This is a genomic window from Brevibacillus sp. FSL K6-0770 (assembly GCF_038000275.1).
Lineage (GTDB): Bacteria > Bacillota > Bacilli > Brevibacillales > Brevibacillaceae > Brevibacillus > Brevibacillus parabrevis.
Window position 1 is genome coordinate 3,325,709 of sequence record NZ_JBBOBQ010000001.1, and the last position, 22,384, is coordinate 3,348,092.

General features: G+C 52.0%; 23 protein-coding genes. 8 read left to right on the forward strand and 15 right to left on the reverse strand.

What is annotated here, in order from left to right; genetic code table 11:
* The first annotated feature begins 20 nt into the window (after positions 1-20).
* On the forward strand, positions 21-980 hold the full coding sequence (locus NST23_RS15430; RefSeq protein WP_122965381.1) for a hypothetical protein: 960 nt from the start codon (positions 21-23) through the stop codon (positions 978-980).
* On the opposite strand, the gene NST23_RS15435 is transcribed toward NST23_RS15430, so the two are convergent.
* The 3 genes from NST23_RS15435 to NST23_RS15445 form a co-directional block, all read right to left on the reverse strand.
* Positions 959-1,855, reverse strand: a complete 897-nt coding sequence (locus tag NST23_RS15435) for a sugar phosphate isomerase/epimerase (protein WP_340964046.1) — start codon at positions 1,853-1,855, stop codon at positions 959-961. The genes NST23_RS15430 and NST23_RS15435 overlap by 22 nt on opposite strands.
* 308 nt (positions 1,856-2,163) lie before the next feature.
* Positions 2,164-2,751 (reverse strand): DUF1444 family protein, encoded by a 588-nt coding sequence (locus NST23_RS15440; protein ID WP_287102266.1) that lies wholly within the window; start codon positions 2,749-2,751, stop codon positions 2,164-2,166.
* A gap of 11 nt (positions 2,752-2,762) precedes the next feature.
* Complete coding sequence (locus NST23_RS15445) at positions 2,763-3,878, reverse strand: DUF3900 domain-containing protein (RefSeq protein ID WP_063228500.1); 1,116 nt, start codon at positions 3,876-3,878, stop codon at positions 2,763-2,765.
* A gap of 106 nt (positions 3,879-3,984) precedes the next feature.
* On the opposite strand from NST23_RS15445, the gene NST23_RS15450 reads away from it, so the two are divergent.
* Both NST23_RS15450 and NST23_RS15455 read left to right on the forward strand, forming a co-directional pair.
* The gene (locus tag NST23_RS15450) at positions 3,985-4,833 is read left to right on the forward strand and encodes a serine/threonine protein kinase (protein WP_280648480.1); all 849 of its coding nucleotides are present in this window, start codon (positions 3,985-3,987) and stop codon (positions 4,831-4,833) included.
* Between the two features lie 228 nt (positions 4,834-5,061).
* Complete coding sequence (locus tag NST23_RS15455; RefSeq protein ID WP_122965377.1) at positions 5,062-6,546, forward strand: amino acid permease; 1,485 nt, start codon at positions 5,062-5,064, stop codon at positions 6,544-6,546.
* Positions 6,547-6,612: 66 nt separating this feature from the next.
* Here NST23_RS15455 and NST23_RS15460 read toward each other — a convergent pair whose 3' ends face one another.
* The 3 genes from NST23_RS15460 to NST23_RS15470 all read right to left on the reverse strand — a co-directional run bounded on the left by NST23_RS15460 (position 6,613) and on the right by NST23_RS15470 (position 8,394).
* Positions 6,613-6,768, reverse strand: a complete 156-nt coding sequence (locus NST23_RS15460) for a hypothetical protein (RefSeq protein WP_173596552.1) — start codon at positions 6,766-6,768, stop codon at positions 6,613-6,615.
* Between the two features lie 36 nt (positions 6,769-6,804).
* The gene (locus tag NST23_RS15465; RefSeq protein WP_340964049.1) at positions 6,805-8,094 is read right to left on the reverse strand and encodes a DEAD/DEAH box helicase; all 1,290 of its coding nucleotides are present in this window, start codon (positions 8,092-8,094) and stop codon (positions 6,805-6,807) included.
* Between the two features lie 156 nt (positions 8,095-8,250).
* Positions 8,251-8,394: a hypothetical protein gene (locus NST23_RS15470; RefSeq protein ID WP_167470337.1), complete on the reverse strand. Its 144-nt coding sequence runs from the start codon at positions 8,392-8,394 to the stop codon at positions 8,251-8,253.
* Positions 8,395-8,523: 129 nt separating this feature from the next.
* On the opposite strand from NST23_RS15470, the gene NST23_RS15475 reads away from it, so the two are divergent.
* Entirely contained in the window at positions 8,524-9,591 is a 1,068-nt protein-coding gene (locus tag NST23_RS15475; protein ID WP_173596551.1) for a phosphodiester glycosidase family protein, read from the forward strand.
* A gap of 43 nt (positions 9,592-9,634) precedes the next feature.
* On the forward strand, positions 9,635-10,144 hold the full coding sequence (locus NST23_RS15480; RefSeq protein WP_242771175.1) for a DUF6886 family protein: 510 nt from the start codon (positions 9,635-9,637) through the stop codon (positions 10,142-10,144).
* A gap of 68 nt (positions 10,145-10,212) precedes the next feature.
* On the opposite strand, the gene NST23_RS15485 is transcribed toward NST23_RS15480, so the two are convergent.
* Both NST23_RS15485 and NST23_RS15490 read right to left on the reverse strand, forming a co-directional pair.
* Positions 10,213-11,784, reverse strand: a complete 1,572-nt coding sequence (locus NST23_RS15485) for an ABC-F family ATP-binding cassette domain-containing protein (RefSeq protein ID WP_122965373.1) — start codon at positions 11,782-11,784, stop codon at positions 10,213-10,215.
* 33 nt (positions 11,785-11,817) lie between these two features.
* Complete coding sequence (locus NST23_RS15490) at positions 11,818-12,675, reverse strand: HEPN domain-containing protein (RefSeq protein ID WP_173596549.1); 858 nt, start codon at positions 12,673-12,675, stop codon at positions 11,818-11,820.
* Between the two features lie 207 nt (positions 12,676-12,882).
* On the opposite strand from NST23_RS15490, the gene NST23_RS15495 reads away from it, so the two are divergent.
* On the forward strand, positions 12,883-13,032 hold the full coding sequence (locus NST23_RS15495; RefSeq protein WP_063228492.1) for a small acid-soluble spore protein P: 150 nt from the start codon (positions 12,883-12,885) through the stop codon (positions 13,030-13,032).
* A gap of 154 nt (positions 13,033-13,186) precedes the next feature.
* Positions 13,187-13,909: a hypothetical protein gene (locus tag NST23_RS15500; protein WP_217021275.1), complete on the forward strand. Its 723-nt coding sequence runs from the start codon at positions 13,187-13,189 to the stop codon at positions 13,907-13,909.
* Positions 13,910-13,930: 21 nt separating this feature from the next.
* Here the strand turns inward: NST23_RS15500 and NST23_RS15505 are convergent, their stop codons facing one another.
* From NST23_RS15505 to pdhA, 5 genes are all read right to left on the reverse strand, one after another.
* Positions 13,931-14,092, reverse strand: a complete 162-nt coding sequence (locus tag NST23_RS15505; RefSeq protein WP_063228490.1) for an aspartyl-phosphate phosphatase Spo0E family protein — start codon at positions 14,090-14,092, stop codon at positions 13,931-13,933.
* 131 nt (positions 14,093-14,223) lie between these two features.
* Positions 14,224-15,633: a dihydrolipoyl dehydrogenase gene (gene lpdA / locus NST23_RS15510; protein ID WP_122965370.1), complete on the reverse strand. Its 1,410-nt coding sequence runs from the start codon at positions 15,631-15,633 to the stop codon at positions 14,224-14,226.
* Positions 15,634-15,639: 6 nt separating this feature from the next.
* Positions 15,640-17,037 carry a dihydrolipoamide acetyltransferase family protein gene (locus NST23_RS15515; RefSeq protein ID WP_217021277.1) on the reverse strand — a complete coding sequence of 466 codons (1,398 nt, stop codon included), beginning with the start codon at positions 17,035-17,037 and terminating at the stop codon, positions 15,640-15,642.
* A 102-nt stretch (positions 17,038-17,139) separates the two neighbouring features.
* Positions 17,140-18,120, reverse strand: a complete 981-nt coding sequence (locus tag NST23_RS15520; protein ID WP_122965368.1) for an alpha-ketoacid dehydrogenase subunit beta — start codon at positions 18,118-18,120, stop codon at positions 17,140-17,142.
* A gap of 3 nt (positions 18,121-18,123) precedes the next feature.
* Entirely contained in the window at positions 18,124-19,209 is a 1,086-nt protein-coding gene (gene pdhA / locus NST23_RS15525; protein ID WP_122965367.1) for a pyruvate dehydrogenase (acetyl-transferring) E1 component subunit alpha, read from the reverse strand.
* A gap of 325 nt (positions 19,210-19,534) precedes the next feature.
* Here pdhA and NST23_RS15530 point away from each other — a divergent pair, with 325 nt between their 5' ends.
* Positions 19,535-20,269, forward strand: coding sequence for an alpha/beta hydrolase (locus tag NST23_RS15530; protein ID WP_280648479.1), 735 nt, complete (start codon positions 19,535-19,537; stop codon positions 20,267-20,269).
* A 21-nt stretch (positions 20,270-20,290) separates the two neighbouring features.
* Here NST23_RS15530 and NST23_RS15535 read toward each other — a convergent pair whose 3' ends face one another.
* On the reverse strand, positions 20,291-20,485 hold the full coding sequence (locus NST23_RS15535; RefSeq protein ID WP_063228484.1) for a hypothetical protein: 195 nt from the start codon (positions 20,483-20,485) through the stop codon (positions 20,291-20,293).
* Between the two features lie 139 nt (positions 20,486-20,624).
* Positions 20,625-22,268: a peptide ABC transporter substrate-binding protein gene (locus NST23_RS15540; protein WP_412679185.1), complete on the reverse strand. Its 1,644-nt coding sequence runs from the start codon at positions 22,266-22,268 to the stop codon at positions 20,625-20,627.
* Positions 22,269-22,384 lie beyond the last annotated feature (116 nt).

Genomic DNA, 22,384 nt, shown 5'->3' on the forward strand with positions numbered 1-22,384 from the left:
AAAAGGGAGGGCATGCCGCCATGCTCGATGAGCCCCGCAACGCTCTGCTTGCCCACCAGCGAGATTACCTCCTGTCCTGCCAGCTTCCGAGCGGAGCTTTTCGCCTTGGTCCTGACCGGGATCAGATCAATCCGTATTTTACCAACCTCGCCCTTATTTCGCTGGTCCGGCTACAGGAACGGGAAGCGGTGCGCCGCTATTTGGACTGGTATTTGCAGCATCTGAGCCAAAATGGCTACATCAACGACTTTCGTCTCGATTCCGGGCAAGAGATCGACACGGGAGCCGCCGACAGCGAAGACAGCTACCATGCGACTTACTTCAGTCTCGTCAGCGAATGGGTGGAAAGTTGTGGCGACACTTCCTGGCTGTACGCCAATCAGGAGCAGCTTGCTTACTTGTTCCGGGGCATCGCCCGGTTGCAGCAAAAGGATGGGCTGACCTGGGCCAAACATTCTTTTCGCGTCAAATATTTGATGGACAACTGCGAGGTTGCCAAAGGGCTGGATGACGCCAGCTATTTGTTTGCGTTGCTCGGCAAGGAAGCACTCGCCCGGGAAGCGTCTGTGCGCGCCGTTGCCTGCAAGACGGGAATTGCCAACATGTACAGCCGTCTTCGCCGCTCGTTCGCCATGTACGACCGTTCGCATCCCGGCTGGAGAAAATGGTACCCGGACGTGACCTCGCAGGCGTTTCCCATCGTGTACGGCTTATGTGAGCCGGACATCGGCGCCATGCTGTATCAGCGGATGACGAAAGCATTCCCCCGCTTCGACACGTTTGACACTGGCGATATGTACCCGTGGATGGTCATGGGCGTTTGCGCCCGCATGATTGGCGATGAGCAGCGCGTCCGCACGATGCTCGATGCCGCAACAAACCTGTACATACACGGTCCACGTTTGCCGTATTGGCTGATTCACGAAGCAGGAAGATTCATCGAGTTGCTGCTGGACGATCAGGAGCCGGGCAGCAGTTGATTCACCCACGCGTAGCAGATGTTCAACTGCTCGTCGTCAATCAAGTCTGAGCGGTGTTCAAACATAATTTTGACATCCGGATTTTCGTCCCGCACGATGCGCAAATAGTCTGCGATCGGCGCCCAGCCCTGCTCGGCTGTGCACTCCGGCAAGGCGGGAAAATGATTGTAGGCAAAAGTATCCGTCGCTTTCATCGTCCAAAGATGCAGACTCCAGGCATATTTCGCATAGCTCTGAATGACCCGCTTCGCGTCGAAGTACGGGTCGATTTTTTGTTGGACGAACAATCGGCCCGTATCGAGGCACAGCTTGATTTTCGGGTACTTGTTCAGCAAAACTTCCAACACATCGGTTTCGTATACGTAACGATTGAGCGCGTCAAACTCCAGCACAGGCACAAACGCATATTTCTCGCCCATTTCCGTAAGCCAGGCAAACAATTGCTCGCTTCTTTCCAAAAACGCGGCGAGCGGATACTGCGATTCGAAAACATAGTCGCTCGGATCGGCGAACCGCCAATTTTGCCAGTCCACACGGTCGTCCAAAATGACAGGCTTCGGGTAGTGGAACAGGACGTAGGCGGGCTTGATTTCGCGCATGTAGTCCAGCTCGTCGACAATCCGGGCAAATGCTTCTGCGCGAACCTTTTCGTCTGGGTGCATAAACAGCGCGTCCCTCAGCTTCGCTTGCCCCGCCCGCAACGGAAAATGGACGCCAATCTGAAAACCGTTGGCCTCTGCTTCGCGCTGCAAGCAGCGAAGATCTTCTTCCGCAGGCAGCAGGCATGCTTCGATTCCATAAAATCCTTTGCGGAAGTCTCGCTCGTACTTTTTCCGATCGAAATGCCCGTATTGCCCGATCATGAAGTTTTTCATGGATACGCTCCTTTCCCTGATTGTTCCAACAAAATCGCTCGTTTTATGAAGCGTTGTTTACGAAAAGCGCAACGAGTGAAGAGGCGTACCACGAAATATTCCGTAGCTTGGAGGTATGGTGGACCAGTCTCATTGGCGGGTTTTCCCTGGAGCGCTCGATTTCATCCCTTGGCAGAGAGCTTTACGGTCATGTAGTCGACTACGTTACACAAAACGCCATCGCGCCAACAAAGATGGACGTACCCTTCCCGAAATAGCAAAAGAGAGTTGCACCACACCAGGGTCAACTCTCTTATTGCGTTTCTATCCTATGTGTTTCCCTTCGTATCCGCATCATGCGACACGACCAAAAACGGTGTCAGCTCGCCGTTTTCCCAGAAAAACGGCAGTACGGCGATCGGCACTTGCCCTTTTGAGGCAAAGTCGTAAGTGAGACGGGCCAGCAAGTTCGCCCCGACCTCGCCATTCATGTCCGCGATAATGAGTACGTCCTGATGCGGGATGGCAACGCCAAGCGAATCTCCTTGTTTTTCCTGGTCAAACTGGCGGAGCAGCGAATCGAGCAACACCCTGCTCGCCGCATAGCCGTCTGGCGGGCTGATAAAATGAATCCGGTTGCCCGCTACCTCCTGTGTTTTCACGGTATACGGCAGCTTTTGCAAGTTGTCCATCGCGTACGCATGAAGCTGTTCAGCCGTCCATTCTGCCGCAACCAGCATGTCAGGCGTAATCAAGCCGTAGCCCTCTCCCTGATCGAGCGCATACAGCACGCGTGTATCTGCCGTGTGCTCTTTGACTACCCAGCGGTCCGGGTATTTTTTGACCATAGAAGCATGGCGCAAGACAGGGTATACGTTTTGCTCCTGCCCTTTTAAAGTGAGTTTTTTGTCCGTCATGCTCGCTCCTCCTATTCCCAAGGCGGCGTATCGTCCGGCTCCCCTGGCATTGCTGCCATTGGCGGAGAATAGCTGCTGCGCGATTCGATTTCTTGAACGATCTCCGCAAGTGATTTCGGTTTGGCAAATTCAACAGGAGATACCCCTCGCTCAAACTGAAGCTGCTCCCCTTCCAAAATGACGACATAACGACCGTTGACTTTGGCAATATGCAAAGTAGAGCCGTAATCCGCGAGCAAGGTGCGAATTTGCATGTGATCGAGCTTGAACTTCAGTTCGACCTCCGGCTGGCGGTCGGTGATGATCTGCATCGCTTCCATCACCGTCTCGTGCTCCCACTTCTCGGACAGCTCCCGCTTGGGGCTGGCGGCAATCAGCTCAATTGCCTCTACTTCCCGCACGCGCTCCTCGGATTCCTCCGGATAGGTGTACTCGATATGCTGGCGGGCGAGAGAAATGACCTCATCGGAGACGATTTGCGTCACCGTTTGCGGATATTCAATAAAGCGCAAAAATTCCTCGAAGTAACGCGCATGGGAAAACTGATGAATCTTGACGTGGTACGGATCATTCATCCCGGATTCGATCATGTACGGATACATCAGCGACTTCATGTTTTTCGCATTGATCGCCATCCGCACGTTGGAAATCAGGCTCTTTTCATCCGTAATGACGGCTGTTTTTTGTTCAAAATCGCATTTCAAAATAAAGACGTAGCGCTCATCGAGCAGCTCCAGACGCGTGCGCACCACAATCAGCACGCCGCCCCTTACTTGCGACGTCCGCAAATAAGACTGGATCAGCTCCTGGCAAGGCTCTCTGCTTTCGCTTGGCGTCTCGGCTGCAAGCAAACGGTTGAGCAAGGCATAGTTCGGATTGGAATCGAGCGGATGCCCCGGCTCCAGGACAAATTGTCCGAGCTTCGTCGGCGTCCCGTCCGTCTTCGGATTCATTTCCACCTTGCGCTTGGCGATACGTGCGAACTCGCCATCCAAAAAGTCGCGCAACTCGCTTCGCTGATATTCATCATGCCCCAAATAGCGGGTCATGCGCACCTGCTTGATGCCGTCTTCTTCCTCAGGTTGTTCAATCAAATAAAAGGATAACCAGTCAATGATAAAATTCATACCCGTCGCTCCTGTCTACATGTAACGAACTGATTATAGCAAACCTGCATGAAAAAAGGTCAGGCTTTTTCCATTCATGGTAAGATGGCTACAGGAGGGAACGGTTATGTGGACGGAAGTAAAAGAATGGTGGACGAACAATGTCCGGGACAAGCCCTATCGCGCAGGAACGGTGGCAGGCGCCTATCAGATCAAGCAAGTGCTCGGGATGGGCAGCTACGGCATCGCCTACCTGGCTATCCATCGCGCAACAGGTGAGAAAGTCGTGCTCAAGCAGGTCAAACCAAGCTTGCGTCATACGCCAAAAGGCGAAGCCATGCAGGAGTACGAGCGCAAAGTGCTGTCCTCGCTGTCGCACCCGCAATTTCCGCGGTGTCTGGACGCTTTTCGGTTTCGCAACGATTCCTTTCTCGTCATGACGTATTTGACGGGGCCTACGCTTGAAGAGATGCTGTTCGAACGCGGCATTGTCGTGACGGAGCGGCAATGCGCCCTCTATATGAAGCAAATTGGCGAGCTTGTCGCTTACTTGCACGACCGCGGACTGATCCATCGCGATGTCCGCATCCCAAACGTCATCTGGCAGGAAGGAAATCCGTACTTGATTGACTTTGGGCTGGCGCGGTTCGTCGGTGACAAGCCGACTTACACGGAAGAGACACTCAGCGCCTATCCGTCTGAAAAGCAGCTCAAGCGGGAAGTAGCGCCTTCGAGCGACCTGTATGCGCTCGGGCACTTTTTTCTGTTTCTGCTCTATTCCGGCTACTCTGCGGATGAGAATGCGCCGGAACGAAGCTGGGAGGAAGAGCTTTCCTTATCGCCAGAGATTCGTCTGATGATCCGAAAGCTGTTCCAGTTGGACACGCCCTACTCAACCGTCCGCGAGTGGCTCGCAGATCTGGATGCGTACTTGCAAACTGGCGAGTGCCCTGCCAGCGAATACGAACAGGCATAAGCCATACACAAAGCAGGGCGCCGGAAACAAGCGGCTGCCCTGCTTTTTTCCGAGAAAGAGACGGATAATTCCCCGCGAACAAAAAGGGAATATTTGTACATGTTGGATAAAAATCGGTTTCGTTTTTATGACACCCGGTCGAATAGATTATCTGTCCCAAATCAACTATCATATTTGTAACCTGAATATTAGGAATTTTCATTCACGGTAAAAAAGGGGGCATCAAGTTTGAATCATACTCCACTACCCACTAGAGAAAACAAACAGACGGGAAAAGAGCAGTATGAGTTGAAAAGAGGTTTGCGCGCAAGGCACATGTCGATGATTGCCATCGGCGGATCGATCGGGACAGGCTTGTTTCTGGCGAGCGGCTCGACCATTCAATCCGCAGGGCCAGGGGGCGCGCTTGCCGCTTACGGTTTGATCTGTATCATGATTTACTTTTTGATGACGAGTTTGGGCGAGATGGCTACCTTCCTCCCCGTATCAGGCTCGTTCAGCTCGTACGCTTCGCGCTTTGTCGACCCGGCACTTGGCTTCGCCCTGGGCTGGAACTACTGGTACAACTGGGCCGTGACGATTGCGGTGGAGATTTCGGCTGCCGCCTTGATCATGAAGTTCTGGCTGCCGGAAAGCTCCTCGCTGTTATGGAGCGGTCTGTTTCTCGCCTTGTTGTTCGTGTTGAATTTTCTCTCCGTCAAAGCATTCGGTGAAGGTGAATATTGGTTTGCACTCATCAAAGTCATTGCTATCATCTGTTTCATCGCGATCGGCCTGATGATGATCGTCGGGATTATGGGCGGCGAAGCAGTCGGATTTAAAAACTTCACTGTCGGCGACGCTCCGTTCCACGGCGGGTTCATGGCGATGATCGGCGTGTTCATGGTGGCCGGATTTTCCTTTCAAGGTACGGAACTGGTCGGCGTAGCAGCAGGCGAGAGCGAAAATCCGCGAGTCAATGTGCCGCGGGCCATCAAGCAAGTTTTCTGGCGCATCCTTCTGTTCTACATTTTGTCCATCGCCGTCATTGGCCTTTTGATCCCGTATACAGATCCCAACCTGATGAGCGGTGATGTGGACAACATTTCTGTAAGCCCTTTCACTTTAGTTTACGAAAGAGCAGGACTGGCGTTTGCGGCATCGGTTATGAATGCAGTCATTCTCTCATCCGTTTTGTCTTGCGGAAACTCGGGCATGTACGCCTCCGCTCGCATGCTGTGGATTTTGGCAATGGAAGGCAAGGCACCGAAGTTTTTGAAAAAGATCAACTCGCGCGGCATTCCGACACGCGCTCTGTACGCGACGACAGCGGTAGGCATGCTCGCTTTTCTCGCTTCTTTGTTTGGCGACGGCGTCGTGTACATGTGGCTGCTTAATGCGAGCGGCATGTCCGGCTTTATTGCCTGGGTCGGCATCGCCATCTGTCATTACCGCTTCCGCAAAGCGTACCTTGCCCAAGGACGCAGCCTCAGCGATTTAACTTACCGGGCCAAATGGTATCCGTTCGGACCTGTGTTCGCCTTCGTCCTTTGCTCCTTCATTATTATCGGGCAAAACTACAGCGCATTCACTGGCGACACCATCGACTGGAACGGCATTCTCGTCTCCTACATCGGCTTGCCCATGTTCATCCTGCTGTGGCTTGGCTACAAGTTCGTGAAAAAGACCAAAGTCATTCCGCTGCAACAATGTCAGCTTACAAAAGACGAGTAATCGATCAAAATAAGCAGGGTGCCGCATTGGTCGGCAGCCCTGCTCTTTTTTACTGTTACAGTGGGGTTACTCAGAAATTGGCTCCTGTTTGGCCGCTTCCATCTTTTCTTTCAGTTCGCCCGCTTCGCGGCGAAGCGTTTGCCGCTCTTGCTTGCCCAACACTTCTCCCCCAACCGCGCCATTCACCAGCAAGTCCTCTTCATACAAACGATCTTTGCGCATGGAACCCTCCTTAGAACAAGACGTGTGCTTCTTGTCCTACTTTGTTCCAAAGCCGCCCTTCTTATGTACGCGCTTTGCCGAGGAAGACTCTTTGCCTGCATTCATTGGTGGTTTGCCGCCACCAGCTTTGCGGTCTTGCGGTTTTCCTTTTCCGGCTGGCTTGGCTGTTGGTTTGGCCGCTGGCTTTCGCTCCGGTCTTGGATCTTCCAAAGCGCCGTACGCCATCGTTTTTTCGGCAATCGCCAGTTCCGTCTGCTTGGCGAACTTTTGGATAATAAACCGCTCCTGCGGACTGAGAATCGAGAACACAAGTCCGGCACGGCCCATCCGTCCCGTCCGTCCGCTGCGGTGAATGTACGTACCCGCATCTGGGGCCGGATCGTAATGAACGATACACTCGACTTCCGGGATATCGATTCCGCGGGCCGAGACATCCGTCGTAATCAATACCGGGAACGCGCCGTCGCGGAATTTTTGCAGCGTACGCGCCCGATCTTCCTTGGATGCATCGCGATGCAACAGGCGGCATTCCAAATGGTGGTAGTTCAGTTTGGACACGATCTCATCCACTTTTTCGATCTGATTGACAAAAACGATCGAGGAGCGAACATTGACGAGCCGAAGCAACCGTCTGAGCGTGTCCACTTTTTTTCGCGGATCAGAGACGAGATACAGATGCGCGACTCCTGCTGCGCCTTCTGGTGCTTGCGCCCGGACAAGCGCAGCCTCTTTTGTGAACGCTTTGGCTGCCGCGACGATCTGGTCTGAAATCGTTGCGGAAAACAGCAGGCGCTGGGTATCCCGCAATGTTTTTTTCATGACCTCCTGGACCGGCTTGCCAAAGCCTGCATCGAGCATTCTGTCGGCTTCATCGACGACGACAGTCTTTACTTCGTGCACCTTCAATTTTCTTTGATCGATCAGCTCCAGCAGACGACCAGGCGTAGCGACGACGAGCACTGGCTTCTTCTTCAAGCGCTCCACCTGGCGCTTGACGTCCACCCCACCGATGATCGGCAAAACCGCATGATCGGCTCCCGGCAAAAGCTTTTCGGCTTCTTTGGCGATCTGCACGACCAGTTCGTGCGTCGGTGCCAGCACAAGAACCTGCACATCTTTTTTATCCATATCGATTTTCGTTAGCAGCGGCAGTAAGTAGGCAAACGTTTTGCCTGTTCCCGTAGGCGATTCGATCAAGGCGTCCCGTCCGGCTAATATCAATGGGATCGCTTCCACCTGCACGGGTGTCGGCGTCTCCATTTTTTGGTCGCGCAAAATCGCTACAAGCGGCGCGTTAATTTGTAAATCTGCAAACGTGGTGCTCACAAGAACCCTCCTGGCGTAAAAAAGTACATTGGGTAAGCTTACCACACTTTGCCCATGTATAACAGAGGGCCTGCGCTTGAATCGTTCCAGCGAAAGCCCGATTGCCCAGAGTGGAAAAAGGGCGAAATCCAAAGTGGACTCCGCCCGTCAACCATTTTACCCGTTATTCGAGTCAATTCGGGTCTCCTGCTTCTCGCCCTGGTCTTGGCGATCCCGACTGGTCGTCTGGTTTCGCGTCCCTTTCGGACTGTCCTGATACTCCTCTACTTCCTTTTGAAATGCTTCATCATAGCCGCGCACGGCCCTCACCTCCTGTCCCTATTTTTCCCCTGGTGATCGTTTATTATTTTCCTGAAACTTTTTACCCATTTATCCGTCCTTACCATATAGCAACAGTCAATTTTAACACCAGATGGATGTGGAGAAATCATGCAAACTTTATCACGTGCCCGCACACGCAAACGCACAACTCGCAAAAGACCTTGGCGCTGGGTCAAGCGCCTGATGCTCGTGTCAGCTTTGACTTGCACGACGCTCGCTTTGTTAAGTATCATCTTTTTGTTTGGGACGAAAAACGGAGAAGAGCTGCGCGAGTGGGCGGCAGGCACCTTGCTGACCACGCAGCACGACTACTGGGCGCCGTATACATTTTTGCCGGAAGAAAAATTGAATGCATTAAAGCAGCAAATTCGCAATCCGGAAGTGATCAATTCAGAGCCTGACGGCACGACCAAGCCGGAAGAAACGCCTACCACAGAACAGCCTGTAACCGTCACGCTGCCGGAAAAGCCGAAAGAGTTGGTCGAAATCGAAGACATCGACGTGACCAAAGAGACGTACTATTTCAAAGGGAAAATCATGTACATCCACGACCCGAAACGGGTACAGCTCGTCGTAACAAACCGCAAAGACCGCGGCGATCTGCTCGACGAATTTGTCAAAAAAACCAATGCAATCGGCATCGTCAACGCAAGCGGCTTCTCCGATCCTGACGGCTACGGAAAAGGAGCCAAGGCGTACGGAGTGGTCATCCACGACGGAAAAATTTTGCAAGGCTATAATCCCAAAAGCGGCGAGACAGCCTTGGGCATCACTTACGAAGGCAAGCTGATTACAGGCAACTACACGGCCGAACAATTGGTCAACATGGGCGTTCGCGATGCGATGAGCTTCCGTCCGCAACTGATTGTAAACGGGAAAAACATGTTCAAAGACAAGCCGGCCAAAAGCTGGGGCATCCAGCCACGGACCGCGATCGGGCAAAAAGCGGACGGCACGATTGTATTCGTCGTCATCGACGGCCGCCAGCCGGGGCATTCCATCGGGGCGAGCATGAATGACCTGGCGGAACTGCTGGAAGAGCATGGGGTTGTAACTGCCATGGCGATGGACGGCGGCTCCAGCTCGATGATGCTCCATAACGGCGAAGCGATTACGAAAACATCGTGTCCATACTACCGGGGCCGATACCTTCCAAATGCCTGGGCAGTCATTTAGGTTGTCTTTCCTCCATTTTGCCTACGGAAAGGAATTTGCTTACATGCATACGGTGTTTCATTACAGTGAAGACTCTGCCATTGCCGATTTTCAGCCGCGGCTGCATCCTAGCCACCCAAGCCTGCCTCCCCTCGTCTGGGCGATTGACGCGGCTCGTGCACCGATGTATTACTTCCCGCGCGACTGTCCGCGCATTGCTTTTTATGCGAAGCCAGATTCGTCTTCGGCAGACAAGGAACGTTTTCTCGGGCTGACTAGCGCCAAAATGGTCATTGCGATCGAAAGCCGCTGGTATCCGATCCTTGCGCAGACGACGCTTTACCAGTACACGTTTGCGGCCGACTCCTTTTCGTGCCTCGACGAAGGGGCGGGCTACTTCGTCTCCAAAGATCCTGTCCAACCGTTGCAGGTCACAGCCATGGGCGATTTGCTCGCCCGTCTTGGCGAGGCGGACATTGAGCTGCGAATCACACCGTCGCTGACGCCGCTCAAAGAAGCTCTGCTCGACAGCAGCCTGCACTTCTCGATGATTCGCATGCGCAACGCCCGCTGACGAAGCTCACGACTTTTTGGCCAAAAGAAAACAGGCAGTCCCACTGAATGTGGCTGCCTGTTTTTTTATTACAGCTTGATTGGTGTTTTTGCCTGCTCCAGACTCCATTTCTCAACATCCCACGTCTGTGTCACCCAATCCTCGTAGAAGTCAGGTTCGTGGCATACGAGCAGGACAGTCCCTTTAAATTCTTTTAATGCACGCTTCAATTCTTCCTTCGCAACGACATCCAAGTGGTTGGTCGGCTCGTCAAATACAAGCCAGTTGCTTTCCCGTTGCAAAAGCTTACAGAGACGCACTTTTGCCTGCTCGCCCCCGGACAGTGCGTTCAGGTTGCGATTGATATGCTCGTTTTTCAAACCGCAGCGCGCCAAAGCTCCGCGCACTTCGTGGTTGTTCATGGCCGGAAACTCGTTCCAGACGTCATCCAGTGCCGTGATCGGCTTGGCTTTCACTTCTTGTTCGAAGTACGCAGGGTGCAGGAAGTCGCCCTGCTCCAGCTTGCCGCCAAGTGGCGGGATGATGCCGAGCAGCGTCTTCAACAGTGTCGATTTCCCCACACCGTTCATTCCGACAATCGCTACTTTTTCGCCGCGCTCCAGCTTCACGCTGAGTTTAGGCAGCAGCGGGTGCGAATAACCGATCTCCAGGTTCTCTGCCTCAATCACGAAGCGGCTGCTCGCGCGTGCTTCTTTGAAAATGAACGAAGGCTTCGCTGCCGTTTCCGGCTTGTCAAGGCGATCCATTTTATCCAGTTGCTTCTGACGGCTTTTCGCGCGCCCTGTAGTGGATGCACGCGCTTTGTTGCGGGCGATAAAGTCTTCCATGCGGGCGATTTCTTCCTGCTGCTTTTCAAAAGCGTCGAAGTGCTGGCTGCGCTTCATCTCGGACTGTGCAAGGAACGACTCGTAGTTGCCTGTATAGCGGTTCAGCTTGGTAAACTCCAGATGGTAGATCACGTTGACGACTTCGTTCATGAACGCGGTATCGTGGGAGATCAGCATGAACGCATACGGATATTCGCGCAAGTAGTTTTTCAGCCACACAATGTGCTCTTCGTCCAAATAGTTCGTCGGCTCATCCAAAAGCAGAACAGTCGGCTGCTCCAGCAGCAATTTTGCCAGAAGAACCTTCGTCCGCTGACCCCCGGACAAGGAAGCAACGTCGCGCTCCAGACCGATAGCGCTCAAACCGAGAGCGTTCGCGATCTCATCGACTTTGGCATCGATCAAATAAAAACCGCTCGTCTCCAGCTTATCCTGAATTTCGCCCATGCGCTCCAGCAGCTCTTCCAGTTCCTCAGGCGTTGCTTCGGCCATTTTTTCCCCGATCGCCATCAGTTCCTGTTCTTGCTCCAAAAGGGGCAGAAAGGCATCTTTCAGCACGTCACGGATGGTTTTGCCTGCTTGCAGCTTCGTGTGCTGATCGAGATATCCGTATTGAATTTTCGGCATCCACTCGATACGGCCGTGATCTGCGATGTTTTGGCCCGTCAAAATGCCCATCATCGTGGACTTTCCTGTACCATTAGCTCCAACAAGTCCTACGCGGTCATTCGGCTGCAAACGGAACGACACGTCGCGGAACAAAATCCGATCCCCAAACCCATGGGACAAATCTTCTACAATCAAAACACTCATGCTTGCTTCTTCCTCCTGTTTCCTCTGTGAGGTCTACAAAATGATTCTTTCAAAATAAGCCGGCTCGTACCGTTCTTCATAGGTCTCGCCAGACAATATTAACTCATCCAAGCGCACGCGCATGTCTTGCAGATTGATGCCTTGCATAGCCGTATTCAAAATCGTCGCTCTCGCCATCAATCTGAGCGTATTCACTTCATCGGTCAGTTTATCGCCGAATACTTTTCCGCTGTGCGCGATCTCTGAACGATGATTGTACGATTTTTTGACGAATTGGGCAATCTTTTGCCGCTGGGCATACGAGTCTCCGAAGTAGTACGCCATCCGTACCCGCAGTTTGTAGGTGATTTCTCCCTTTTTACCGTCGGGGGCAAACAGCGATTCCAGCGCGATCCACAAATCGAGCAGCTGGTCTTCGTTGCTTTTTTTCTCAAGAGACAGCACATAGCGGCGAAAAGCGAGGGATGGCAGCTGATGTTCCAAAATCCGCAGAAACGTGTTCTGCGTCGACTGGTCAAATGCCAGCTTGTTTCCGTCGATAGAGCGCTTCAAGTACGTGATCCCGCACATATTTCCGCTAACCGTCAGCACGTATGGAATGGAGCATGTCCCGTCAAACGCAGACAAGTTCAGCTTGTTCTCGATCTCTTCAATCCAGGGGCGGTCGTCCGTTACTTTCATCTCGGCATGCTCTGCAACCAAAAACAGACTGGTGCGACTCACGCGCTGATCAAAAATGCGCTTGTTCTCGTCCATTTCGTTGCGCAAATAGCGCGAGGCTATCTCGTACGGCCGCTCTGCTCCCGAGACCAAGTAGTACGAATTGGGCAGCTCGATCCGAATGGGTTGTTCTGTCGTCGAATTAAACACGGGTGCAATCAACAGTGGCATGAGCTGCTCCTTTCCGATCCATCAAAGCCTGGTTTTTTGTTTACATAATAAACATGCTGTTATGCTTTCAGTATCGTGCTTTTTGGCTCTTTTGACAACCTATCCATTGCTACCAATCGCGGGCACGCTTCCTTATAGAATACCAGCATTTCCTATGGTTCGTCACCATCTGATTGATACAAACTACGGAAAGAAGGAGCTGATTTTATGGAAAAGGATCATATTTTGGATGAGAACCCTCATCAAACTTACAATAATGTCGCAAAACCGCAAGAACAGACTGGCGAGCCTCTTTCCGGCTCCAAAAAAGTAAAGCAAAAAAACCATTCTCGTTCCATCAAGACCAGGGAAGGCTGAAAGCAATTTTCCCTACGCAAGAACGGCATTGTGCAGAAGCCCGGACGGTTTAGACCGTGCGGGTTTTCCTTTTTCTTACAATAAAAAAGATTGAATTGTCCCACAGGGATGATCTATGATGGATGCAGTATCCATGATGGAGGTTTAGCCCACTATGATCACTATTCCACTTCCGGGCAACAGCCCGCTTTCGAACGCGATCAGCTACAGTGTTTCTCCCTTGTACGAGCTGGCTGCCAGCCTGCATACCCTTGCCCAGCCAACTCCTCCTGAGCGCTTCATTTCATGGTCGGAAGACAAGCTTGAACAATTTGAATCTGTTCGTCTGAAAAGAGAATGGGACTATCTGCTGCCGCTGTTTCGTTACGGCATCCCCGATTCGTTCGATCCTGTACATACCAAAGGGGTCATGGCTGTCGACGATCAGTACGAATACTTCGTCACCCTGCCAACCGAAGAGTTTGTGCGAAGCGTGAGCCCGATGCTGGACCGATGGCTAGAGCAGCACAGCATCCCACAAGTGCTTCTCGATATACGGGAAGACTCCGATTATGTAAAAGGCCGCTTCAGCCTGTTTGTATCGTCTTATTGGCAAATGGTTTTCGAGGAGAACTGGGAGGTCATCGCCCCGCAGTTTGTAAAAGAAGCTGAGCGCATCTACTATGCCGTGCAAGATATTCCTGCCATGCTTGCCTACTTGCACACCATTTCCCCTGCGTTCGCTTTTGATGAAGCGGCTCGTCATTTGACGCACCCGAGCGATGAGCCAAACCATGACGCGCAGCAGCTTATTTTGTACCCCAGCTATTATTATGCCCAAGAGCCTTGTTTACGAAAAATGGGGTCTAACGCCCACCTGCTGTATTCCTTCTCCTAATTTTGCCCACTAAAAACGCCCTTACGAAGGGCGTTTTTCATGCAACATATGCGCGACGATCAGCTTATCCAACTGCTGACTTATTTTTACGATCTCGGGGTCAAGAAAATTGTAGCCTGCTTCTTTGGCTGCGCGTTCCAGCTTTTGGCGCAAGTCATCAATCATCTTATTTGTAATCTCCATGCTGCCAAGCCTCCACCCACGTCAGTCTCCCACTATTTTACATTATATAAGTACAGGTGGAAAGGGTAAGATGTGGAAGAAAAAAGCCCTGTAACCGTAAAGGTACAAGGCTTTTTTCGTAAAAGCTGCTGTTATTTCATCACGTGAATCGGACGACCCAGTGCCAGTTCAGCCGCTTCCATCGTCACTTCCCCAAGAGTCGGGTGAGCGTGGATGGTCAATTCGATATCTTCAAGGGTTGCGCCCATTTCAATCGCCAGTCCCACTTCTGCAATGATGTTCGAAGCTTCTGGACCAACGATTTGCGCACCGAGGACGAGATTCGTTTCTTTTTCGGCAATCAACTTCACGTAGCCCTCACCTGCATTGACAGAGAGCGCACGGCCGTTTGCTGCGAATGGGAAGCGTCCCACCACATAATCGATGCCTTGTTCTTTTGCTTCTCTTTCGTTGATACCGACGCTTGCAATTTCCGGATCGCAGAAAACAACTGCCGGGATCGCTTTGTAGTCGACTTCAGCCGGATGTCCTGCAATCGCTTCAGCGGCCACTTTTCCTTCGTAGGAAGCTTTGTGCGCCAAAGCTGGTCCTGCCACGATATCCCCGATCGCATACACGTTAGGAATGTTCGTACGGCCTTGCTTGTCGACGACGATCAGGCCGCGATCAGTCAGGTTCATGCCGATATCGCGAACGCCAAGCTCATCCGTGTTCGGACGGCGCCCAACTGTAACGAGGACGTATTCCGCCTCGATTTGCTGCGCTTCGCCTTTTACTTCTGCCTTGACAATTACACCGTTCTCGGTTTCTTCCATTCCTTGCGCCAGCGCTTTGGTATGGATGGTCACGCCCAGCTTTTTCAGCTTGCGCTCAACGAGACGAGGCATATCTGGCTCGAAGCCAGGCAAAATTTGATCGGAGCCTTCCAGAATGGTTACTTTGGTGCCGAATTTCGCGAATACGGTACCCAGCTCGATGCCGATGTAACCGCCGCCGATTACAACCATGCTCTTAGGCAGTTCGGTCAAAGCCAATGCTTCTGTCGAGGACAGAACGCGTTTGCCGAACGGGAAAGCAGGGAGTTCGATCGGACGAGATCCGGTCGCGATGATGCAATGCTGGAAGCGATAGCGGTTCACGTCATAGCCGTGGAAGACGCGCACTTCGTTTTCGCTGACAAACAGTGCTTCACCTGGAATCACCTGGATTTTGTTGCCTTTGAACAAGGAGCTTACGCCACCTGTCAATTGCTTCACAATCCCGCTTTTCCACTCTTGAACCTTGGCAAAATCCACTTTGACGTTTTCCATGGTGATTCCCATGGATTCGGTATGTTGAGCGTGCTCATACGTATGTGCAGCATGGATCATCGCTTTGGAAGGAATGCAACCTACGTTCAGGCACACGCCGCCGACTTCCGCTTTTTCTACTACTGCTACGGTTTTTCCCATTTGCGCGGCGCGAATCGCTGCCACGTATCCGCCTGGGCCCGCACCGATGACGAGCACGTCTACTTCTGTCGTAAATTCACCTACTACCATTGTCTCTTATCCCTCCATGACGAGCAGCGTTGGGTTTTCCAGAAGCTGCTTCACGTAGTTGACGAAACGTTGTGCAGGTTCACCATCAACCAAGCGGTGGTCAAAGCTCAAGGACAGGTGCAGCATTTGGCCAACCACGATTTCGCCGTTTTTCACCACTGGTTTTTCGCTGATACGACCTACGCCCAGGATCGCAACCTCAGGGTAGTTGATGATCGGCGTGAAGAACATGCCGCCAGCAGAGCCGATGTTGGTGATGCTGAAAGTCGAACCTTTCAGCTCGTCAGCACTCGCTTTGCGATCGCGAGATTTTTTCGCCAGCTCACTGATTTCGCCCGCGATGTGGAAGATCGACTTGCTGTCAGCCGCTTTGACAACCGGTACGAGCAAACCGTCTTCTGTCGAAGTCGCGATGCCGATGTTGTAGTATTTTTTGTAAATGATTTCTTGTTTTTCTTCGTCGATAGAAGCATTCAGTTCTGGGAACTTTTTCAGACCAGCAACGACTGCTTTGACGATCATTGGCAAGTAAGTCAGCTTCACGCCGCGCTCTTCTGCGAGTGGTTTCGCGTCTTTGCGCATCGCTACCAGCGCCGTTACGTCCACTTCATCGAAAATAGTAACGTGTGGTGCTGTGTAAGCGGATTTGACCATTGCTTTGGCGATCGCTTTGCGGATTCCTTTCAAAGGAACGCGCTCTTCCAGCTCGCCTGCTTGCGCACTGTAGTGAACAGTTGGCGCAGAAGCAGCTTGTGCTACGCCTGTTGGAGCCGTAGCTGCCGGTGCTTCTGTTGCTGCTGGAGCAGCCGCTTCCACTGCTTGTGCAGAAGGAGCGACAGCGCCACCCGATACGAAGCGATCTACGTCTTCGCGAGTGATGCGACCCAGCTTGCCAGTTCCAGGAACCAGTGTCAGCTGAACGCCTTTTTCACGCGCATATTTACGCACGGAAGGGGTAGCCAATACGTGTTTGCGATCGATTGGAGCCGCTACTGCTGTCGCAGTTGCTTGCGCCATTGGTGTTTCCAGCGCTTGGTTCGCATTCGCGCTCACTTGGGAACCGATATCGCAACCTGGCTCCATTTTGTCAGCAGCAGGTGCTGGCGCCGCTTCAGCAGCAGGTGCGCTGCCATGACCGTGGTCTGGCAGGTTTGGAATTTCGCCCTCAACCTCGAACTCAATCAAAGGATCGCCGACAACAGAAACCGTTCCTTCTGTTACTTTCAGCTCGATAACTTTTCCTTTTACAGGCGATGGCACTTCTACTACCGCCTTGTCATTTTGCACTTCCATAATGACTTGGTCTTCTTCTACGGAATCTCCGGGCTGAACGTGCCATTTGACGATTTCGCCTTCATGGATACCCTCACCGAGCTCCGGGAGTCTGAATGTAAAACGACTCACAGTATCTCCTCCTTAGTAAACACTACGCCGTATTCACAGCCTGTAAATTTCGGAAAGAAGGCGGAAAGCTTTCAACTTTTCCGCCATTATGTCTGTTACCGATTAAAAATCGAGCACTTGAGTCAATCCGTCTACCACGCGTTTCACGTCAGGCAGCCAGATGTCTTCTGCTTGTGCAAACGGATAAACGGTATCCGGTGCCGTGATACGCAGCACTGGTGCTTCGAGGTGGAGAATAGCGCGCTCGTTGATTTGCGTAATGATTTCCGCAGCAACGCCGGAAGTTTTTTGCGCTTCCTGCACGACGATCGCACGGTTTGTTTTCTTCACGGATGCTACGATGGTGTCGATATCGAGCGGGCTGATGGTGCGCAGGTCGATGACTTCCACTTTGGCGCCACGAGCTTTTTCGATTTCTTCAGCCGCTTTCAGGCTGGTATGCACCATAGCACCATAGGTGATGATGGTAACATCACTGCCTTCTTTTACTACGTTCGCTTTTCCGAGCGGAATGGTGTACTCGCCCTCTGGTACTTCTTGACGGAAAGAGCGATACAGCTTCATGTGCTCCAGGAACACAACCGGATCGTTGTCGCGAATCGCCGAGATCAACAGACCTTTTGCATCGTAAGGGTTGGAAGGGATAACCACTTTCAGACCCGGCGTTTGCATCATCAAGCCTTCCAGAGAGTCAGCATGCAGCTCAGGAGTTTTCACGCCGCCACCGAATGGGGAACGGAAAGTTACCGGGCTGCTAAAACGACCGCCGGAACGGTAACGCATACGAGTCGCTTGGGAAGCGATCGCATCGAACGTTTCAAATACGAAGCCAAAGAACTGGATTTCCGCTACAGGGCGGAAGCCGTTAATGGACAAGCCTACTGCCAGTCCACCAATTCCGGACTCAGCGAGCGGCGTATCGAATACGCGCTGCTCGCCAAATTCAGCTTGCAAACCTTCTGTCGCACGGAATACCCCGCCGTTTTTCCCTACGTCTTCCCCGAAGACAAGTACGGTTTCATCGCGCTTCAATTCTACGCGCATTGCATCCGTAATGGCTTGAACCATTGTCATTTGTGCCATGGCTTATTTCGACTCCTTCGCCAGGAATTCTGCCTTTTGCTCTTCGAGTGCAGGCGGCAGTGTCTCAAACATTACATCGATCAGTTCAGTCACTTTCATTTTCGGAGTTTCGTCCGCTTTTTTGATTGCGTCTGCAACTGCTGCTTTCGCTTCTTCAATGACAGCTTCTTCGTCTTTTTCGCTCCAAAGACCTTTGCTCTCCAGGAATTTGCGGAAGCGGATCAATGGGTCGCGCAGTTCCCACTCGCTTTGCTCTTCACCAGTACGGTAGCGAGTTGGGTCGTCACCAGCCATGGTGTGCGGACCATAACGGTATGTCAGCGCCTCGATCAAAGTCGCGCCTTCGCCGTTAACACCGCGCTCTTTCGCTTTTTGAACTGCGTAGTAAACAGCGAGGATGTCCATGCCGTCGATACGCTCGCTTGCGATACCGGCAGAAACTGCTTTGACTGCGATATTTTCAGAAGCCGTTTGTTTTTCGAACGGCAGGGAGATCGCATAACCGTTGTTTTGCGAGAAGAAGATCACAGGCAGTTTGTAAACACCTGCGTAGTTCATACCTTCGTAGAAATCACCTTGGGAGGTTGCCCCGTCACCAAAGTAGTTGATCGCAACGCGCTTTTCGCCGCGCAGCTTGTAGCCCATTGCCACGCCTGTCGCTTGTGTACATTGTGCTGCGATGATGATTTGTGGCATCAATACATTTACGCCTTCAGGGATTCGTCCACCCTCGATGTGTCCGCGGGAGTAGAGGAACGCTTTGTGCATAGGGAAACCGTGCCAGACCATTTGCGGAATGTCACGGTAGCTTGGCAGGATGAAGTCTTCTTTGGACAGTGCCGCCTCGGAACCGATCATGCTTGCTTCTTGACCAGCTACAGGCGCGTAAAAGCCCAGACGACCTTGGCGGTTCAAGCTGATAGCGCGTTGGTCCCACACACGGGTAAAGACCATTTTACGCATCAGTTCACGCAGTTCATCATCGGAGAGCTTAGGCATCAAGTCAGGACGAACAACCGTACCGTCCGGAGCAAGAATTTGCAGCGGGGCGTTGTTCTCTGTTTGTTCAACAGCAGTGGTTACGCTCATCACATTCACCTCGTCACTAGAATAAGGGGCTTCCTTGCTTGCTTCGCCATGTCCCACGCAACTGAGCCAGTGCTCAATCGACAAGGAAGACGAAACGTGTCGGAAGTGTCCCCTGATAAAAAGCAGAAGAAAGTTTGTGTGTGCAAGAAAGGGCTTACAGCGCCGTCCGCACAACCCTGTTATATTGCAGACAAAATGTCTGTTTAACGTGTTATAGTATTGATATTACAGGGTTTATTTCCTCTCTGTTATCATTTACTATATAAGCTGTATCAGTTTTTTTCAAGGCTTAGTTTTACATTTGAGCAAACAGGAGTGTAAATCGATGTCTGATTATGTAAAACGAACAATCATAAAAGAAGAAGTCCCAAGCGTCCACGTAGACACTCCCCGCTCGGTCAAAGTGTACCTCCCGCCGGGCTATAATGAACTGCTTTCTTACCCTGTCGTCTATTGTCAGGACGGAAACGATTTCTTTACGATGGGGCGGATTGCCACCATCGCCAACCAGTTGATTCTCGAAGAAGGCATCGAACCGTTCCTCGTCGTCGGCGTCTCGGTGGATCGCAGCAAACGGACGAGTGAATATTCGCCTGTAGGCGCAAAAAATGCAGCGTACAAACGCTTTTTTTGCGAGGAGCTGCTGCCGTACATCGAGGAGCGCTATCCCGTAAGACGCGACAAAGCTTCCCGCGTGCTCGCGGGCGATTCGCTCGGAGGGACGGTTTCCTTGCACCTCGCACTGGACCACCCCGAACTGTTTTCCCAAGTGCTTGCCCTGTCAGGAGCCTTTTTCCAGCCGACACAAGCGGCCATCCAAAACAGCGGAGACCTTTCCTGGCTGCGGCTCTGGATGGTTGTCGGACTGGATGAAACCGCTGTAGAAACGCATATCGGAACGTTCGACTTCGTCCAATGGAACCGGGAAGCAAAAACACTGCTCACCAACAGCAACGCCAGCCTGTCCTATTCGGAAAAACCGGGCAACCACGTCTGGGGCTTGTGGCAAAAAGAACTCCCCGATGCTTTGCGTCACTTTTTTCCGCCGCCGCTGATTTAGGCGGACACGCACATCCGCTGTTTAGAGTGAACCGTTAATTTCCTTGATGTCTTCATATCCGTAGTAACGGCCATCTACCATGAAAATTCCTTGGTGGGTGGCTTTTTCAATCTCCCCTGCCACTTGGCGGGCATCCTGGAGCACAATGTTGACAATCTTGCTCTCATCGCGTTTCATCTGGTTCTGCAGTCTCTCACGCTCTTTGGCCGATATCATGTCTATCCCTCATTTCCTTCCATAGTCAATGGCTATAGTATTTCTTTGGGTGTGCGGAATTACACGCGCTGAACAGAGAAAACCCCCTTCATGCCGCCAGTCTGATCGTTGGCACAAAGGGGGTTCTTGCCTTTTTCGTTTACTTTTCTACGGTAGTGTATTTAAAGTCTCTGCCGCCGAACGGATTCAGAAGCAGACCTTTGACCTTGTCGTTTTGAATGTACGGGCGCACGCCATAGTAAATCGGGGCAATCGGCATCTCGTCCATCAAAATTTGCTCGGCTTGCTGCATGATCGCATTGCGCTTCGCTGTATCCAGTTCCAGATAGCTGTCCACGATCAGTTTGCGGTACTGTTCATTTTCCCAGGCGGCGTCATTCGTTCCGACTGTCTTGTCTTTGAAAATCTCCAGGAAGTTGATCGGGTCGTTGAAGTCCGCTCCCCAGTTCCGATAGGCAAACTGATAATTTTTGGAGCGCTTGTTTTGCAGGAACACCTTTTCTTCCAGCCCGCTGATCTTCACCTCTACGCCGAGGTTTTTCTTCCACTGATCCTGAAGCGCTTCCGCCAGTTTCTTTTGCCTGTCATCCCCTGTTCCATAGGAGAAAGTAAATTCCGGCATCGCTGTCAGCCCCAGCTCCTTCAAGCCTTCCGCCAAAAGCTGCTTGGCTTTCGCCGAATCTTCTTGGAAATAATCATTGCCGCTGAGCTTCATCGACGGCGGAACCCAGGCATACGCAGCGGGCACACCCGGCATGACGATGCCGTCCACCAGCGGCTGACGCTCAATTGCATACGAGAACGCCTGACGAACTTTTTTGTTCGTAAAAGGTGGCTTTGTGGTGTTGAATGTCACGGCTACTGTGTTTGGATACGGATCGAGGACAATTTTGCCTTCGTCATGCAAGCTTTGCAGCAAATCTACAGGGAGCGTATACGTCGGATGGCCTCCCCAATCCAGATCGCCCGAATCGAACAGAGCTTGCGCTGTGTTGGTATCGGTAATCATGCTCCAGACGATCTTGTCCAGCTTCACTGCACCTTTGTCGTGATAGTTGTCGTTTTTGACCAGAACCAGCTTGTTTTTGTGTTCCCACGTTTCCATTTTAAACGGCCCGTTTCCGATGTAATTTTCCGGAGATGCCGCCCAGGCCGGGTTAGTTTCCACTGTTTTTTTGTGCAGCGGGAACAGCGTCGGGAAAGCTGTCAGCTCGTAAAAGAACGGCGCTGGCGAGTTCAGCTTGACTTCCAGGGTATGATCGTCGATCGCTTTCACCCCGACATCATCCTTGCTGCCTTTGCCTGTATTAAATTCTTCCGCTCCTTTGATGAAATAAAGCATGTAGGCGTATTCCGATCCTGTTTGCGGGTCGAGATTGCGTTTCCAGGCAAACTCAAAATCGTGTGCCGTTACCGGATCTCCATTCGACCAAAGCGCGTCTTTTTTCAGTTGGAACGTATACGTCAGCATATCTGGCGAAACCGAATACGTTTCAGCCATCGCGCCCGCAATTTTCCCGTCCGTCCCATAGCGTGTCAGACCCTCGAAACAGGCCGTAATGACGTCAAAAGAAGTTCCATCTGAAGCAAGTCCCGGGTCGGCCGTAGGCGGTTCTCCCCCATCTGCGTTCCAGTTCAGGACCATTTCTTTCGCTTTGGCTGTGTCTGTTTTGGGTGCTTCGGTTCCCTTGTTGTCTGTAGCTGTTGGCTGCGCTGTGCTACATCCAGTTACTAATTGAAAAATCAGAAAACTAGCCAAAAGTGCGCCCATTCGCTTTTTCAAATCTGGCATCCCCCTCGTCTGTATCGAGTTCGCGATGATGACTGAAAGATAGGCTCCAACTCATCATTATGCTATCGCATTACAGTGAGAAAGGAACTGGACGACTTGGTTAAAAA

Coding starts and splice junctions, on each gene's coding strand:
- NST23_RS15530 (WP_280648479.1), top strand. CDS start 19,535: ATGTCTGATTATGTAAAACGAACAATCATAAAAGAAGAAGTCCCAAGC.
- NST23_RS15505 (WP_063228490.1), bottom strand. CDS start 14,092: ATGGAGATTACAAATAAGATGATTGATGACTTGCGCCAAAAGCTGGAA.
- NST23_RS15490 (WP_173596549.1), bottom strand. CDS start 12,675: ATGCCACTGTTGATTGCACCCGTGTTTAATTCGACGACAGAACAACCC.
- NST23_RS15460 (WP_173596552.1), bottom strand. CDS start 6,768: ATGCGCAAAGATCGTTTGTATGAAGAGGACTTGCTGGTGAATGGCGCG.
- NST23_RS15440 (WP_287102266.1), bottom strand. CDS start 2,751: ATGACGGACAAAAAACTCACTTTAAAAGGGCAGGAGCAAAACGTATAC.
- NST23_RS15500 (WP_217021275.1), top strand. CDS start 13,187: ATGATCACTATTCCACTTCCGGGCAACAGCCCGCTTTCGAACGCGATC.
- NST23_RS15435 (WP_340964046.1), bottom strand. CDS start 1,855: ATGAAAAACTTCATGATCGGGCAATACGGGCATTTCGATCGGAAAAAG.
- NST23_RS15430 (WP_122965381.1), top strand. CDS start 21: ATGCTCGATGAGCCCCGCAACGCTCTGCTTGCCCACCAGCGAGATTAC.
- NST23_RS15450 (WP_280648480.1), top strand. CDS start 3,985: ATGTGGACGGAAGTAAAAGAATGGTGGACGAACAATGTCCGGGACAAG.
- NST23_RS15520 (WP_122965368.1), bottom strand. CDS start 18,120: ATGGCACAAATGACAATGGTTCAAGCCATTACGGATGCAATGCGCGTA.
- pdhA (WP_122965367.1), bottom strand. CDS start 19,209: ATGAGCGTAACCACTGCTGTTGAACAAACAGAGAACAACGCCCCGCTG.
- NST23_RS15535 (WP_063228484.1), bottom strand. CDS start 20,485: ATGATATCGGCCAAAGAGCGTGAGAGACTGCAGAACCAGATGAAACGC.
- NST23_RS15445 (WP_063228500.1), bottom strand. CDS start 3,878: ATGAATTTTATCATTGACTGGTTATCCTTTTATTTGATTGAACAACCT.
- NST23_RS15495 (WP_063228492.1), top strand. CDS start 12,883: ATGGAAAAGGATCATATTTTGGATGAGAACCCTCATCAAACTTACAAT.
- NST23_RS15485 (WP_122965373.1), bottom strand. CDS start 11,784: ATGAGTGTTTTGATTGTAGAAGATTTGTCCCATGGGTTTGGGGATCGG.
- NST23_RS15480 (WP_242771175.1), top strand. CDS start 9,635: ATGCATACGGTGTTTCATTACAGTGAAGACTCTGCCATTGCCGATTTT.
- lpdA (WP_122965370.1), bottom strand. CDS start 15,633: ATGGTAGTAGGTGAATTTACGACAGAAGTAGACGTGCTCGTCATCGGT.
- NST23_RS15475 (WP_173596551.1), top strand. CDS start 8,524: ATGCAAACTTTATCACGTGCCCGCACACGCAAACGCACAACTCGCAAA.